Annotated in this window: 14 protein-coding genes; 3 read left to right on the top strand and 11 right to left on the bottom strand. The window is 67.6% G+C overall.

Annotated elements, in window-relative coordinates:
* Position 1: 1 nt before the first annotated feature.
* From DMB37_RS35795 to DMB37_RS35745, 11 genes are all read right to left on the bottom strand, one after another.
* Complete coding sequence (locus DMB37_RS35795) at positions 2-1,822, bottom strand: non-ribosomal peptide synthetase (RefSeq protein WP_135236481.1); 1,821 nt, start codon at positions 1,820-1,822, stop codon at positions 2-4.
* Positions 1,819-2,709, bottom strand: coding sequence for an alpha/beta hydrolase (locus tag DMB37_RS35790; RefSeq protein WP_135236480.1), 891 nt, complete (start codon positions 2,707-2,709; stop codon positions 1,819-1,821). The genes DMB37_RS35795 and DMB37_RS35790 overlap by 4 nt, the downstream gene beginning before the upstream one ends.
* Positions 2,702-3,766 (bottom strand): methyltransferase, encoded by a 1,065-nt coding sequence (locus tag DMB37_RS35785; RefSeq protein WP_135236479.1) that lies wholly within the window; start codon positions 3,764-3,766, stop codon positions 2,702-2,704. The genes DMB37_RS35790 and DMB37_RS35785 overlap by 8 nt, the downstream gene beginning before the upstream one ends.
* A 46-nt stretch (positions 3,767-3,812) precedes the next feature.
* On the bottom strand, positions 3,813-4,613 hold the full coding sequence (locus DMB37_RS35780; RefSeq protein ID WP_135236478.1) for a tryptophan 2,3-dioxygenase: 801 nt from the start codon (positions 4,611-4,613) through the stop codon (positions 3,813-3,815).
* Entirely contained in the window at positions 4,610-5,845 is a 1,236-nt protein-coding gene (locus tag DMB37_RS35775; RefSeq protein WP_240771808.1) for an aminotransferase class V-fold PLP-dependent enzyme, read from the bottom strand. Before DMB37_RS35775 ends, DMB37_RS35780 begins: the two co-directional genes overlap by 4 nt.
* Positions 5,842-6,666, bottom strand: a complete 825-nt coding sequence (locus tag DMB37_RS35770; RefSeq protein ID WP_240771807.1) for a PhzF family phenazine biosynthesis protein — start codon at positions 6,664-6,666, stop codon at positions 5,842-5,844. Before DMB37_RS35770 ends, DMB37_RS35775 begins: the two co-directional genes overlap by 4 nt.
* Positions 6,666-7,550, bottom strand: coding sequence for an LLM class flavin-dependent oxidoreductase (locus DMB37_RS35765; protein WP_135236476.1), 885 nt, complete (start codon positions 7,548-7,550; stop codon positions 6,666-6,668). Before DMB37_RS35765 ends, DMB37_RS35770 begins: the two co-directional genes overlap by 1 nt.
* Positions 7,547-8,455, bottom strand: a complete 909-nt coding sequence (locus DMB37_RS35760) for an L-tyrosine 3-hydroxylase (RefSeq protein WP_240771806.1) — start codon at positions 8,453-8,455, stop codon at positions 7,547-7,549. Before DMB37_RS35760 ends, DMB37_RS35765 begins: the two co-directional genes overlap by 4 nt.
* Complete coding sequence (locus DMB37_RS35755; RefSeq protein ID WP_135236475.1) at positions 8,452-8,922, bottom strand: VOC family protein; 471 nt, start codon at positions 8,920-8,922, stop codon at positions 8,452-8,454. The genes DMB37_RS35760 and DMB37_RS35755 overlap by 4 nt, the downstream gene beginning before the upstream one ends.
* A gap of 323 nt (positions 8,923-9,245) precedes the next feature.
* Positions 9,246-10,442, bottom strand: coding sequence for an MFS transporter (locus DMB37_RS35750; RefSeq protein WP_135236474.1), 1,197 nt, complete (start codon positions 10,440-10,442; stop codon positions 9,246-9,248).
* A 31-nt stretch (positions 10,443-10,473) separates the two neighbouring features.
* On the bottom strand, positions 10,474-11,241 hold the full coding sequence (locus DMB37_RS35745; RefSeq protein ID WP_135236473.1) for a VOC family protein: 768 nt from the start codon (positions 11,239-11,241) through the stop codon (positions 10,474-10,476).
* Positions 11,242-11,363: 122 nt separating this feature from the next.
* Between DMB37_RS35745 and DMB37_RS35740 the strand changes: the two genes are divergently transcribed.
* The 3 genes from DMB37_RS35740 to DMB37_RS35730 all read left to right on the top strand — a co-directional run bounded on the left by DMB37_RS35740 (position 11,364) and on the right by DMB37_RS35730 (position 15,430).
* On the top strand, positions 11,364-11,843 hold the full coding sequence (locus tag DMB37_RS35740) for a MarR family winged helix-turn-helix transcriptional regulator (RefSeq protein ID WP_135236472.1): 480 nt from the start codon (positions 11,364-11,366) through the stop codon (positions 11,841-11,843).
* Positions 11,844-12,093: 250 nt separating this feature from the next.
* Positions 12,094-13,554, top strand: a complete 1,461-nt coding sequence (locus tag DMB37_RS35735) for an FAD-binding protein (RefSeq protein ID WP_135236471.1) — start codon at positions 12,094-12,096, stop codon at positions 13,552-13,554.
* Between the two features lie 76 nt (positions 13,555-13,630).
* Positions 13,631-15,430, top strand: coding sequence for a gamma-glutamyltransferase family protein (locus DMB37_RS35730; RefSeq protein ID WP_135236470.1), 1,800 nt, complete (start codon positions 13,631-13,633; stop codon positions 15,428-15,430).
* Positions 15,431-15,460 lie beyond the last annotated feature (30 nt).

Raw genomic sequence — 15,460 nt, 5'->3', positions numbered from 1 at the left:
GTCAGCCTCGCGCCCGTTTGGTGCGGATCAGGTCGGCGACACCGCGCACGGTGCCGACGCCCACGATGTCGTCGGGTGCCAGTGCGACCCCCGACACCTCCTCCAGCCGAGCGCCGAGGTCGATCAATTGCAGTGAGGTGACACCGCTTTCGATGAGACCGGCATCCAGATCGATGTCGGCCAGGCCGGTGGCGTTCAGCAGGGTCGTCCGGACGACATCGGCCAGCTGATCCTCCGTTCCGGTCTCCTCGACCGTCGACTCGTCGTCCTCGGCGGGCACCAAACGTGACGAGAGCTCCTTGCGGTCGATCTTGCCGTTGGTATTTCGCGGAAACGCGTCGAGCAGCAAAACCGTCGACGGAACCATGTAGTCGGGCAGCGACTTCCGCAGATGCTCCGTCAACTCGTCGGTGGACAGTTCGTGCCCCGTCGTCGGCACACACCACAGCGCCAGCTGACCCGCCGCACCACCGCTCGGCACGGCCTGCGCCACCGCCTGCGCGACGCCGGGGAACGCCTCGGCCGTCACCTCGACATGCCGCGGCTCGACCCGGAATCCGCGCACCTTCACCATCTGATCGGTGCGGCCCGCGAGGACGATCTCCCCGTTCTCGGTCAACTTGGCCAGGTCGCCGGTCCGCAGCAGTCGCTGACCGTCGTGCCGAACGAACTTGCGCGCGGTGAGTTCCGGATCGTTGAGGTAGCCCGACGCCACACCGTCACCCGCGATGCACAGTTCGCCGATCCGGCCGGGCGGGCATTCATCCAGCGCCTCGTCCCGCACCGTCAGTTCGACGGTGGGCATCGGTCGGCCGACCGGGATCTCGGCATCGGACAGGTCCGCCGCGGTGATCTTGTGGACGGCGGTCAGCGCCGAATTCTCCGTGCAGCCAAAGGCATTGAACACATCGCCGTCGACCACGGCCAGCGCGCGCTCCAGGTGCGACGCGGAGGGGAAGTCGCCGCTGACGATCACCGTCCGCACCTGCGCGAGGCTCTTCGAGTGGTGCTCGACCAGCAGATTGAACAAACCGACGGAGAGGTTGAGCACCGTAATGCCTTCGCGCTCGATAAGTCTCGCGAGATCGCCGAGCGGCGGCATTTCCTGCGGTGCGACGGTGAGCCGGCCACCCCGCAGCAGACAGGTCCAGATATCGGTGGTCGATGCGGCGAACGCGGGCTGCGCGAGTTGCAGGAACCGGTCCGCCGGTCCAGGAGTGAATCCGGTGAGATGCCGGGAAACCCGCGCGATCCCACGATGCGCGATCACCACGCCCTTGGGCACGCCGGTCGAGCCCGAGGTGAACAGGACGAACGCGGGCGCGGCCGCGGTCACCGCGGACGGCCCCGATTCGGTGGACAACGACGCCGCTGCCGACAGCAACTCGGTGACCCGCAGGCAGGCCGCCGCGGGAAAGCCGTCCGGCGTCTCACCCGCGTCGATCACCGTGACGGCGGGCTCGGCGGCACGGAACATCCGCGACTTGTGCGCTGCCGGATGCACCGGATTGAACGGGACGACAACGAGACCGGCCTTGAGAATGCCGAGGAACACCTGGTAGGTGGCGAGGCTGCGGTCGAGATGCACGCCGACGCGCGCCCCTACCGGTAGGTCACGGTCGCGCAGAGCTCGCGCGATCTGGCTGCTGATGGCGTCCAACTCGGCGTAGGTCAGCGTCGTGCTGCCGTCGGAGATGGCCTCGCGATCGGCGTGCTCACGCGCGGTGCGCACGAACGCGTCGGCGATCGTCTCGGTGGTGGCCGTCGCGGCCGGGCCCGTGGTCGCGGACTCGATCGGGGCGGCGGTCAGTGAGTTCTTCATCGCGCTGATGTCACCGTTCCTTCCGGGGTGGCGGAGCCTCGGCGGCGCGGTGCCAGGCCGAGGTGCCGCAGGCTGGTCCGGCCGAACGGGGTCGACGGATCGACCAGGTCCAGCGGCAGGTCGAAGTGATCCCGCCCGGACACGATCCGCGCGTCCACCGGGATGTGCTGTGCGGCAAGATGTTCGGCGTACCGCTCGTGTTGCCGCAGATAGGTTCGCGTCTCGTGCTGCCCGGCGGCGAGCAGGATCGAATCGCACCGCGGGGCGGGCATCCGCAGCGGGCTGCACGCGCGGGCGGTCTCCGGTGTCAGCCGGACTGCCTCGTTGACGTAGGTCTCCGGGATCTCGGTGAGGTCGTACAGTCCGCTCAGCAAGCATGCGCTGCGCACCCTGGGCGCGTCAGTGCCCGCGAGCGCCGCGGCGAGCAGATGCGCGCCCGCGCTGCTGCCCGCCACGTGCAATCGCTCCGGGTCGATCCCGAGCAGCGGCCCGGTGCCGGCGAGCCACTCCAGGGCCCGGGCCACCGAGGCGATCATGCCCGGCACCGTGCGATCCGGGGCGAGCCCGTACCCCACGGCGACATACGCGCAGCCGTGCCGCACCGCCTGCCGGGCCGCGAAGCACGCGTCGTCGATGCCCGACTCTTGCCAGTGGCCGCCGTGCACGAACACGAGGGCAGGCGTCTCCGGTCCTCGGATACCCTGCGGCACAGCGGGAAACACATGACACCGCTCGCCGTGGCCCGCCCCGTAGGGCACCGCGATGTGCACGTCGAGCCGGGAACGGGCGGTGTCGCTGCGCCGCCGGTACCGCCGCAGCGTCCCGGCCGGATCACGCGCGGCTGAGCTGGGCGAATACTCGCGGTCCAACTGGGTGAGCTTACTCATCGGCCTTGCGCCCTTCGATGACACCGTGCGGCGTCCAACCGTCGCTACGAATACGCAGAATGTCGGTGAAACCCGCTGTGCGCAGCCACTCTTCGTGCTCACGCCACGGGTAGATCGTCGACTCCTCGGACGGCAACGTGGTGAAGTACACGTTGTCCAGCGCGGTGTAGAGCGGCCCGCGGCCGTCGTCGTCGGCGAACGCGTTGAACACGATGACCCGCCCGCCCGGCGGCAGTGCCGCGTAGGCCCGTTCGAGCAGCGCCACGTTCTGTTCCGGCGACCAGATCACGAACTGGTGGGCGAACAACGCGGCGTCGTACCCGCCGGGCAGCGGGTCGCCGAACATGTCCCCGGCGACCACGTCGATGCGATCACCCAGCCCGGCGGCGGCGATGTTGTCGCCGGCCACCTCGACGGCGCCCTCGAGATCGAACACCGTGATCTTCAAGTGCGGGTGGGCCTGTGCGAGCGCGATCGCATTGACCGCGTCGCCGCCACCGACATCCAGGATCCTGGTCACGCCGCGGTAGTCCACCTGGTGCAGCAGCACCGGATTGGACAGCTCCGACCAGGAATGCATGCCGCGGAAGAACAGATTCTCCAGCTCCGGCGTCTGTTCGAGCCTGGTGTAGAGGTCGTTTCCGGTGCCGGGCAGGTGTTTCAGGCCGAGGTTCTTGCCGGTGCGCAACGACTCGGCGTACTCCTTCGCAGGCAGATAGGACAGCCGCTGCTGGAAGTCGATGATGTTGCGGATGAGCGGCCAGGTGCCGTCTTCCATTGCGGCACGCAACATCTCGCTCAGCGCGTACCGGTCGTCCGCCCGATCGGTGAGGCCGAGCGAGGTGGTGCCGAGCAGCAGCTTGCGCGCCGATTTGACGGGCAGGCCCAGTCCCGCGGCGGCCTGGTCGCTGGTGGCCGGGCCGTTCAGGTCGAGGTATTCGAACAGTTGCAGTTCCGAGGCGGCGCGCAATTGCTGAAAGGCAGCAAATCCGAACAACACCGGGACGAGCGAGGTGAGGTCGACCGGTTTCGTCAGCTCGGTCTTCAGTTCCGTCATCGTGATCGTGTTCCTCCAGCAGTCGGTGATTTCTCTGAGGCCGCGTCTACAGCCGGGTGCGGAATGTCCACAGCTCCGGGAAGAAGCGGTGTTCGTTGATGGCGCGCAGCCACGGTGCACCGTCGGTGCCTGCCGTGCCGCTCTTGCCGCCGAGCATCCGCTCCACCACCAGCAGATGCGTTGCCCGCCAATGGGAGAACTGATAGGCGACCTCCAGCAGGCTCTCCGCGAGCCGGTGCGCGTCGCGATACCGGTCCGGCTGCCGGTAGATGTCGAGCCACACGTCCTCCACGAGCGGATTCGACTCGTGCTGCTCGGCAGGCGGTTTCGCCAGGCACTCGGCCGGAACCGAAAAACCCTGCCGTGCAAGGTGTTGCAATACCGCGTCGTACAGCGACGGCTTGCCCAGCTCGGCCCGCAGCATGGGGTGGCCATCTCGGAAAGCCGCCGCCACTTGGCCTTCCGGCCGGTTCCCCATCAGGAACTCCAGGGCACGGTAGGCGAAGGACTGGGTGCCGGACGCATCGTTGAGAACGTGCCGGAAGGCTACGAACTCGTCGACCGACATGCCGTTCATCGATTCCCAGCAGGCCACCAGGACCCGCTGCGTGCGGACCGACCGGGACAGTGCCAGACAGGTGTCGGGCACATCGTCGCGTTCCAGCGCCCGGCGGGCGGTGTCCAGATCGTCGATCACCGCGCGGAACAACAGCTCTTTGACGTGGCTGATCAGGATGAAGTTCAGCTCGCCGCGGGCTGCACTGCGCGGACGCTGCAACTCGTGCAGCTCGTCCATGTGCGCGTAGGTGACGTACTCGGGGGCGAGATACTCCGGGGCGCTGGTCATCGCAGTCCTTCCACGGCGCGGCCGAGCGCGTCGACCGCGCGCCACACCTGCTCGTGCGTCACGTACAGCGGCGCGAAGGCGAAACGGATCAGATCGGGCGGCCGCGAGTCGACGTGCACGCCGCTGTCGGCGAGCGCCCGTTCGACGGCGTCGGCGTCGGGCACCCGGAGCGCGAGATGGCCACCGCGGCGGTCCGCGTCTCGCGCAGATGCGAGGCAGCGCAACAGTTCTGGGTCACGCTCCGTCAGGCACTCCAGGAAGAACTCGCTGAGCTCCCTGGTGCGCTGATGCAATGCGTGGATGCCCACCTCCACCAGTGGGGCGAGGGCATGGTTCAGGGCGGCGAGGCTGAGCAGTGGCGGTGTGCCGGTGCGGGCCTGATCGATATCGGTGGCCGGCTCGAAGGCCGGACCCATCTCGAACGGCCTGGCGTGCCCGTGCCATCCCGTCAGCGGGAAGTCCACGGTCGACTGGAATCGAACGGGAAGGTAGAGGAAAGCAGGTGCGCCGGGCCCGCCGCCGAGGTACTTGTAGCCGCAGCCGACGGCGAGGTCGACCGCGTTCGCGTCGAGGTCCACCGGGAGGACGCCCGCCGCATGGCTGAGGTCCCACACCGACAGCGCGCCTGAGGCGTGACACAGCGCGGTGGTCGGCCGGATCTCCCGCCGGTCTCCCGTGCGGAAATCCACGGGTGCGGCCAACGCCGCAGCGACCTGCTGACCGTGCTCGCGCAGGTAGGCGTCGAAGCCGGTCCGCGACTCGGCGACGAGCTCGCGGTCCAGCAGCCGGGCCACCGAGCTCGCGATGTACAGGTCGGTGGGGAACGACTCGGCCTCGATCAGCAGCACCGGGCGGTCCGGCCGCAGGCGGCAAGCGGCGACCAGCGCGTTGAACAATGTTGTCGAGGTCGTCTCGCCGGCCACCATGATCTGCCCGGGGCCCGCGCCGAGCAGCAGAGCCAGCTTGTCGCCGACGGTGCGCGGTAGGTCCAGCCAGCCGTCCCGGAACCAGGCCTGCACCTGGCGGGGCGCCCACTGATCGGTGACCACGCGGTCCAGTTCGCCCGCGAGGCTTTCCCGCGGCGGGCCGAGCGAGTTTCCGTTGAGGTGGATGGCGCCGTCGGTGGCGAACCCCAGTGCGTACTCGGTGAGTGGATCGAGATCGTCGCGACGCCGCGCCTCCTCGAGCATTCCCGTGCTCGGCACGGTCAGTGACTCCGGCCGAATCGTCATGCCTCACTCGCTTTCTCGTCACTCGCGGTAGCCCACACCTGGCCGGTGATCCGCACGCTCGCAGTGGCGCCGTGGATCGAACCGGTGCAGCCGAAGACCGACTCGCTCCCGTGTCCCGTTACCTGTCGGACCGTCACGGGTGCCTCGTCTGCGGCCAAGCCCAGGGCGGTGAGCCCGAGTGCCGCTGCGGCAGGCAGACATCCGGCGTCCTCCGGAATGCCGAACCCCGGCGCGAAGACGCGGGCGAGCACCTCGTGCCGATCCGGATCCCAGCGGAAGGCGGTGAGATCGGTGAGTCCCAGTTCCCGCATCCGCTCGAGATCCGGCACCGGCAATGCTCGGGGGTCCTCGGTGACGCGCACGAAGTTGAAGGCTCGGCCGACGCCACCGGCGTGCGGTGTGCCGACGGGCCACCCGAACACCGTCGGGTCATGCGGAATCTGCTCGCGCACAGCGGGTCCGTCGAACGGCACGCGCACCTCGCTGCCGTCGGTCCACAACCACTGGCAGCCGACCTCGGCGGTCCGGCCGACCTCACCGGGTTCGAGGTGGCCGGCCCGGACCAGCCTGGCGGCCACACCGGCGAGCGAGTGTGTGCCGAACGGAGTTTCCCCTTCGGCATTGAAGATTCGCGAGCCGAAGGTCCGTTGCGCACGGGAGCACTCGCTGACCAGCGCCGTCTCGGTCGAATTGCTGTGGCGCGCATGGGCGGCGGCCGCCGCGACTACGTCGTCGTCGGGCGGGCCCGCGGGGATGAGCACGTCCAGGGTGCTGCCCCGGCCCGGCGAGGCGCCGAACATGTCCACTGTCGTCACTCGCATCACTCACCCCCTAGGTGCTTCTCGGCGAAATCGACGATGACCTGCTCGTCGCCCTGATACGGCTGGTCGGGCCGGGGCCAGTGCACGACGAGATCGGTGATGCCGACCTCGCCGAGCTCACCCGCGGCGTCCTCGTAGGCGGCCAGCGAGCTGGTGATCCCGCCCGCCGCCGCGTCGGCGACGAACAGCTTGCCCAGGCCGGCCGGGTCACGGCCGGCCCGCTCGCACGCGGCGTCGATGCCGCGCACCTGGTCTCGCAACAAGGGAACAACCTCGCGCAACGGCCGCATGCGAAAGTCGTTGGGCGGTCCGGACGTGATCCAATACCGCGCATACCTGGCGGCCAGCGCCATGCCCCTCGGCCCGGTCGCGGCCACGGCGAAGGGCAGGCGCGGCGCCTCGTCGGCGCGCGGGTGGAAGTTCACGCCCGATGCGGTGTACCAGCGTGACACCTTTGTCACGGAGCCGCGGGCAAGCACTGCGTCCAGCAGTTCGACGAACGCCTCGAATCGATCGGCGCGTTCACGCGGGCCGAGATCCGGCCCGCCGAGCACGCTCGCGTCGAATCCCGGTGCGCCGGAACCGAGTCCGCAGATCAACCGCCCGCCCGCGATGTCGTCGACGGTGACGAGTTCCTTGGCGAGCGCGACGGGGTGCCGGAAGTTCGGGGTGGCCACGAGGACACCGAGGCCGATGGTATTCGTGACGGTCGCGGCGGCCGTAAGGGTCGGTATCGAGCCGTACCACGGCCGGTCGGCGAGCCAGCGCCACATCAGGTGGTCGTAGGTCCAGGCGTGCTGGTAACCGAGTTGCTCGGCGGCGCGCCAGCGATCGGCGGCGATCTTCCACTCGTGCTCGGGTAACAGGACGATGCCGTGCTTCATCGGCGCGCCTCCTCGAGTCGCATGTCCGATACCAGCCGGGCCGCCCGGTCCATCACGTCGAGAACGCCGGTTACCAGCGGTTTCATCACGCCACCCGACTGGTTGGCGACGACCGGGTGGTGGCGTCCGTCGACATTGGGATACAGCCCGTTGTACTCCAGATCCGCAGCGAGTTCGGCGATGCGGGAGTCGAGCTGCGCGACGAACTCGGCGTGGCTCACGGGGCGCCGGACGGTCAGGAAGAAATTGTCGTAGAGATCTTCCTTCTCCCGCGACACGCTCACCCCCGGTGCGCCCGCGGACTTCTGCAACAGTGAATGACCGTCCGGCACAAGATGATCGGCGATATGGCTGTGCGTGACCTCGTTACGCGCGACGGCTTCGTCGAGCGCCGTGCACGCCGGGTCGGCCTGCCAGGGCATCTTGCCGCGGAAGAGGCGGCGGACCGGCCGGTAATCCGGCGCCCAGGTGCCGCTGAAAGCCGGGTGCTGCAACGCCATTCGCACTCGGGTGTAGGCGTGGTAGTGGTCGCGAGGAACGGTGGACGAGTAGAGCAGCATGGCGCTGTACCCGTCGACACAGGTGGTCAGGAGGTCGAGTTCGCGTTCGTCGGGCCCGTCGTCTTCGGGGTGGTGCCACACCACGTCGCACATCGCCCGCCACAGCAGGAACGAGAGCTGGTGCCCCGCGATCCAGCGGTACCAGAACAGCCGCTCCTCCTCGACCGGCCGGGTACCGAAGAGGTCGTACTCCGGCAGCTCCCGCTCGGCCACCTCGGCTTCGGCTGTGTCCGAGGATGTTTCGAAGGAATGTCCGAGCGGCGGCATGAACAGCAGCCGCGGCGTCAGCGCGGGCGGGCGATGCTTGCCCGACGCGACAGAATCGTATCTATGGCCGATGCTCACGATCCCGCTCCCGGAAAATAGACGAACTCGAGCTCGAGGCCGTTGGGGTCGAGGACGTAGAGGCTCTGCATCCCGTCCGGGTCGGTGACGATGTCGGACGGCGGGTCGTCCCTGGTCCAGTGGATGTCGGTGGCCTCCCGGGCCTTCAGCCACTGCTCCCGCAGCGCTACCAGGTCTTCGGCCCGGTCCACCGTGATCCCGACGTGCTGATACTGATAGCCGAGCGGGTCCGGTGTGTCCTTGCTGTGCCCGGCCCGGTCGAAGACGTGGAAACGGACGTCTCCCTTCTTCAGCTCGGCCAGCTTCTCGATTCCCGGCAGTCGCTCGAGGGTGAGCGGGGAGAAGCTGGCCAGCGACCATTCCACGGTGGCGCCGAGGAATTCCTGGTACCACCTGATCGTGGAGTCCACGTCGTCGGTCTGGATGGCGAGGTGGTGAAATCTCGGCGCGATGTCAAGCCCGTGCATCGGATGCCTTTCCGTCGCGAATGTGCTCGTGGTGGGCCCCTCACCGCAGGAGGCGGGAGGGATTCGTCCCAGCACTTTCCATACTCGGCCGACGGCGACGTCCGGGCAATCAAATGGGATTCAAGAAACTCTTAAATCGTTGTCAGAGAACAGTTATCGGTGTTTTCCGAAATAATGTGCTCACCTCGGGTTTAGCAGTCGACCATCCGGTTACCCTGACGCACAACGGCATACGAGAGTGCGAGTGGGTACGCGTCCAGCGCGGGCTGTAGTGAACAGCCCGCTACGCGAAAAATCAGACGTGGCAACCGAATCGGCAGCCGCTACGAACTCTTGCCCGCTTCCGCTGCCGGCACCTTGCGCAGCACAACGTCTTCGGAGCCGTGCGCGCGGTGCATCAGGTCGGGTATCAGCGTGAGGAGGCCGAGCAAGGCCATCCCCGCACCGATCCACAATGGTGCCGTGAGGCCGAGCCCGGCACTGATCCCGATGCCGCCGAGCCACGGACCGATCACCACGCCGATATTGATGGCGGAGCCGTTGACCGTGTTGACCAGCGCACCCTCGTTCGACACCGACATCACCCTGGCCGCCATGGCCGGGTTGAGCGGCAGACCGATCAGGCCGAGCAGCACGGTCGCCACGAGTGTGGGCGCCTTGTACTCGACGCACAGCGCGAACGCGGCCAGCACCAGCATCAATGCGATGAGGCCACCGAACAGGATCGGCCGGGTGTAGCGATCCGCGAACCGCCCGACAACGGCGTTACCCACCACCGTGGCGATCCCGTACACGCCGAACAGCACCGGCACCGTCGCGGGCGCAAAGTGCGTGGCATCGGTGAAAATCGGTGAGAGATAAGTGAATCCGGCCACGACCGACCCGATGACGAGGGCATTGGTGGCATACGCACCCCACAGTCGCAGGTTGCGGAAGTCCTGGATCTCGGCGCGGAAGTCCAGCGTCTGGGCGTTGCCGCCGGACGGAACGAGCAGTACGACCGCGGCTATACACGCGACCGCCAGCAGGTCGACCAGCCAGAAGCTGGCCCGCCACCCGAAATGCTGCTCGATGAAGGTGGCCAGCGGCAAGCCGACCACCTGGGCGACCATCATCCCGCCGTACAGCACCGACATCGCCCGGCCGCGCCGCTCGGCGCCGACGAGTCGCACGCAGACCGCGGCACCGACGCCGAAGAACGCCGAGGCGGCCAGCGCGGTGATCACCCGCGCCACTACCAACACCCAATAGTCCTGTGCCAGTGCGCCGATCGTCTGTCCGATGACGAACACCACGAGTAGCCAGATGAGCGACTTCTTCTGTGCCACCTTCGAAAGCCCGACGATCAGGATCGGACCGCCGACGACCATGCCGAAGGCGAAGATGGAGACGAGGTAACCGACGGCGGCGATGGACACGCCGAGGTCGCTCGAGATGCCGGGAATCAGTCCGGCAACCATGATTTCGGTGGTGTTGAGGCAGAAAACGCCCAGGCCCAACACGTAGACGGCGAAAGGCATGACTTCCCCTCCGGTACGGCTCGGTCGATCCTCAGTCGTCGGACGGCTGCGCGAAGGCGGTCCACCGGTTGCCGAACGGATCGGTGAACTGCCCGATGACCAGGCCCTTCGCGTCGGAGAACGGATCCATTACCCGCTGGCCGCCGGCCTGTTCACAGCGCGCGAGCAGGTCCGGGACGTCGGTGACGAGCAGTCCGGGAATCGCGTAGTCGGTCGGGTTCGGCAGTGCCGACACATCCATCGTGCCGCCGATCGGCTCCTCGGCCCCGCCGGGCGTGACGGCGTAGTAGATCGCGCCTTCGGCCGCTTCGTCCAGCTCGTAGGTCCAGCCGAAGGCCTGTTCGTAGAATTTGCGCGTCGCCGCGAGATCCGTTGTCCCGATCTCGAACCAGGCCGTCCCGTTCGGCACCGGCGTGGGGCGCGAGTCCTTGCGCGCCACGGGTTCGAACAGACCCAGCTGGTTGCCTTGCACGTCGGTGATCACCGCGTGAATGTCGCCCGCAGGCGTACGCGCCGGAGGCTCGATAATCTTGGCGCCCAACGATTCCAGCTGCGGGATGGTCGCCGCGACATCCTCGCAGACGACGCTGATCCACAACGCGTCGCGGCTGCCACGGCGCAACGCGCCCATGCTCGCCGCCGCACCGGGCGCGGTGATCGTGTAATAGTCGGGTTCGTCGCCGAAAGATGTTAGCTGCCAGCCGAATACATCCTGGTAGAACTGTTTGCTTCGGACGGGCTCGGCGGCGGTGATCTCGAACCACCCCACGGTCGAAGGGCGCAAGCCAAGGGTGCCCATAACCACTCCTTCTGTGTGACAGAGTACGAGTTGGTGTCACTACCGTAAACTAGTTTCCAGCCGGAAATCAAGCCAACCAGTTTCCAATCAGAAATCAAATCCGTCCCGGTGAGGAGAGACCAGTGCCCCCTGACGAAGACCAGCACAGCGAAGTACTCGACTGGCAGGCCGGGATCGAGAACGCGCTGGCCCACCTGACCTGCGTCCTGGTCGCGCGCCGCACCAGGACGACACCCGAGCGGGTGACCTGGCAGCAGTACGACGTGCTGGAAATGCTGCGGCTACGCGGCCCGATGACACCATCGGCCCTGAGCGATTCGTTGAGCGTCTCGCGCCCGACGATGTCCAAAGCCCTTCGCGTACTGAAGGATCAGGATCTGGTGGCGCAGGCGGCGCTCGGCACCGACCGGCGGGAGCAGACGACCTCGCTCACCGCGGCCGGGCTCGAGTTCCTCGACCGCGCGGCCGAATGCCGGCGGGACAACGCCAGGATCGCCGAGTCCGTGCTCACCCCGGACGAGCAGGCCGTGTTCGCCGAACTCTGCGGCAAAGTGGCCGAGGCCATCCACGCGGCCGGACAGCCTGCGCCGATCTCCTCGTGAAGCTGCGAGTTATGTACGGCTTCAAGAGGTTTTGAAGGTAATTTGAAAGTTCCATGAATGTGCCGGACCCTACGGTCCGGTTATGTTCGACGTATTGGAATGGGCCGCAGCCAGCGTGCTGGCACCGCCCACAACCATTGCGTCGAAAGGAGTTTGCCGTGCCTGATATCAGCGCCGGCACAATACGCTCGCTGACGAGCGTCGAATTTCTCGGTCGCCGAGCCGATCACGCCGGACGGGAGCCGAAGCGGTGAGCCGCGCGGATCTGTCCGAGAAATCGGCGGTCATCGGCTTCGATCCGATCGAGCGCAACTGGGTCACCGGCACCGCGGCCAGTGCGTCGTTCGCCGACGCGCCCGCGCTGGCTGGCGAGCTGCTCGTCGACAACGAGTCCCGCGCGGCGGTCGCCACCGACCTCGGAAACATCACCAGCCACAAGCCCGCTGCGGTACTGCGGCCGCGCTCGGCGGACGACATCGCCGCGATGGTCCGCTTCTGCCGCGCCCATGACATCAGCGTGTCGGTGCGCGGCCAGGCGCACACCACCCTCGGCCAGGGCCTGTCCGACGGACTGGTCATCGAGAACCGGTACCTCAATCGAATCCACGCCATCGGCAAGGACGTCGCCGAGGTCGACGCGGGAATCCTGTGGAAGGACCTCGTCGATGCCGCCTACGAACGAACACCGAGACTCACCCCGCCCGCCGTCACCGGATACACCTCGCTGACTGTCGGCGGCACCCTCTCGGTGGGCGGTCTCGGCGGCCTGGTCGGCGCGCTGAACACCGGCCTCCAGGTCGATCACGTGCGCGAACTCGAGGTCGTCACCGGGACCGGCGCCATCGAACGCTGCTCGGCCGAGCGCAAACCCGACTTGTTCGAGGCGGTGCTCGGCGGCCTCGGCCAGTGCGGCATCATCACCAAGGCCGTGCTCGACCTCGTGCCCGCGACCGAACGGGCCCGCACCTACGTGCTGGAGTACACCGACAACGCCGATTTCTTCCGCGACGTGCGCACGCTCATCGAGCGACCGGTCATCGACCATGTCTATGCCGAGCTGTACTCGCCGGAGTCGGAGCCGACCCATCGGCTTTACGCGACAGTCCTTTACGATCCGGCCACCCCGCCCGACGATCAGGTCGCCGCCGAGGGCCTGACCACCGCGCCGCTCATCGATGACACCAGCTACCTGGAGTACGTGTACAAGATCGACACGCTGGTCGACGGTATGCGGGAAACGGTGAACTGGGACCGGCTCGTCAAGCCCTGGTACGACGTGTGGCTGTCCGGCGCCGTGGTCGAGGACTATGTCGCCGAGGTCCAGTCGCAACTCACCGCCCGCGATATCGGGCCGTTCGGGATCAGTTTGCTCTACCCGCAACGGCGTTCGCACCTGACCAGGCCGTACCCGCCGGTGCCCGAGGCGAACGGATCCGACTGGGTGTTCGTCCTCGACATCAACACCGTGGCCGAGACCCCCGGCATCGATCCGGCGTTCATCGAGGAAATGCTCGACCGCAACGACCGAATGTTCGCGCACGCGCGGGCGGAATACGGCGCCGTGCTCTACCCGATCGGCTCGCTGCGCTTCACCGCGCAGGATTGGCGTGCCCATTACGGCGACAAATGGACGGCGTTCCGGGCCGCGAAAACCCGCTACGACCCGAGTGGCCTCCTCGCACCCGGTCTGCACATATTCGACGACGAATAACCACATTCGAGTCGATCAAACGTCGAATTCTTATTCGTGCGTCGATAACGCATTCGAAATCGTAGGGAGTCCCCCCATGCCTCCATCCAAGCCCGAGCTGACCGGGACCACCGGTGCCGTGGCCAGTACCCACTGGCTTGCCTCCGCGGCGGGCATGCGCATTCTGGCCAACGGCGGCAACGCGTTCGACGCCGCGGCCGCCGCCGGATTCGTGCTCCAGGTGGTGGAACCACACTTCAACGGCCTCGGCGGCGACCTGTCCCTCGTGGCGCACCAGGCCGGACGCGATGACGTGCAAGCGATCTGCGGGCAGGGGCCGATGCCCCGCGCGATCGGCATCGGCACCTTCGCCGAGCTCGGGCTGCGCAGCATCCCCGGCTCCGGCCTGCTGCCCGCCTGCGTGCCCGGCGCGTTCGGCGGTTGGATGCGGCTGCTCGCCGAGTTCGGCACCATGCACCTGGCCGACGTGCTGCAACCCGCGATCGGCTACGCGGACAACGGTTTTCCGCTGCTGCCCGAGACCGCGCGGGCCATCGACGTGCTCGCTCCGCTGTTCCGCGACGAGTGGACCGGATCAGGCCAGACCTACCTGAAAGGCGGCGTGGCACCCGCTGCGGGCAGCCGCTTCCGTAATCCGGCGCTGGCCAACACCTATCAACGTCTGATCAAGGCGGCGGAGTCCGCGTCCACCGACCGCGAAGCCCAGTACCAGGCCGCACACGACGCCTTCTACAAAGGCTTTGTAGCAGAGGAGATCTCGGAGTTCCTGGCGGGCGGGCCGATGCTGGACGCCACCGGCCGGCGGCACCGCGGGCTGCTGACCGCGGACGATCTTGCCGGATGGCAGGCGACCGTGGAGACCGCACCGAGCCACGGCTACGGCCCGTACCAGGTCTTCAAGCCGGGACCGTGGTCGCAGGGGCCGGTGTTCCTGCAGCAGATCGCGCTGCTCGACGGATTCGATCTGGCGAAGATGGGTCCCGGCAGCGCCGACTACATACACACCGTGATCGAGTGCACGAAGCTCGCGATGGCCGATCGTGAAGCCTGGTACGGCGATCCAGCCTTCAGTGACGTGCCGCTGGCCGGGCTGCTCGACGAGGACTACACCAAGCAGCGGCGCGAACTGGTCGGCCCGCGGGCCGCGCTGGATCTTCGGCCCGGTTCGCCCGGCGGGCGCACCTCGTTCATTCCCGAACGGGCCGCGCTGGAATATCCGGAAGCCGACTCCGAGTGGATGTCGCAGCTGCGCAACGGATTACCGACGATCCTGCAGGAAACCACGACGAAGGGCGACACCGTCACCGTCACCGCCGTAGACCGGCACGGCAACATGGTCGCCGCCACTCCCAGCGGTGGCTGGCTGAAGAGTTCGCCCGCGATCGCGAGTCTCGGCTTTCCGCTCGGCACCCGCGGCCAGTGCGGCTACCTCGCCGAAGGCCACCCGAACTCGCTGGCGCCCGGCAAACGACCGCGCACCACCCTCAGCCCGAGCGTCGTGCTGCGCGACGGCCGCCCGTTCGTCGCCTTCGGCACCCCCGGCGGTGACCGGCAGGACCAGTGGACATTGCAGTTCTTCCTCAACGTCGCCGACTTCGGCCTCGACTTCCAGAGCGCGACCGAAACCTCCGCCTTCCACACCGATCAGGTGCCCGCGTCGTTCACCCCGCACGCGCACCGGCCCGGTGTGCTGGTGGCCGAGGAGACCTGCGATCCGGCCGTCGTCCAGCAGTTGGAACAGCGAGGCCACGAGGTGGAACTCGTGCCCGCGTACTCGCTGGGCCGGGTCTGCGCGGCCGGGTTCACCGCGGACCAGGAGTTCGTCCGAGCGGCCGCGAGCCCGCGCGCCCGGCACGCCTACGCGGTTGCCGAATAGCACTCGGCGACAACGTCTTCGAAAGGAACA

The sequence above is a fragment of the Nocardia sp. CS682 genome (assembly GCF_004634405.1).
In the GTDB taxonomy this organism is placed as follows: Bacteria; Actinomycetota; Actinomycetes; order Mycobacteriales; family Mycobacteriaceae; genus Nocardia; species Nocardia ninae.
Note: the sequence above shows the minus strand (reverse complement) of the source record. Positions and strands in the feature narration are given on the sequence as shown.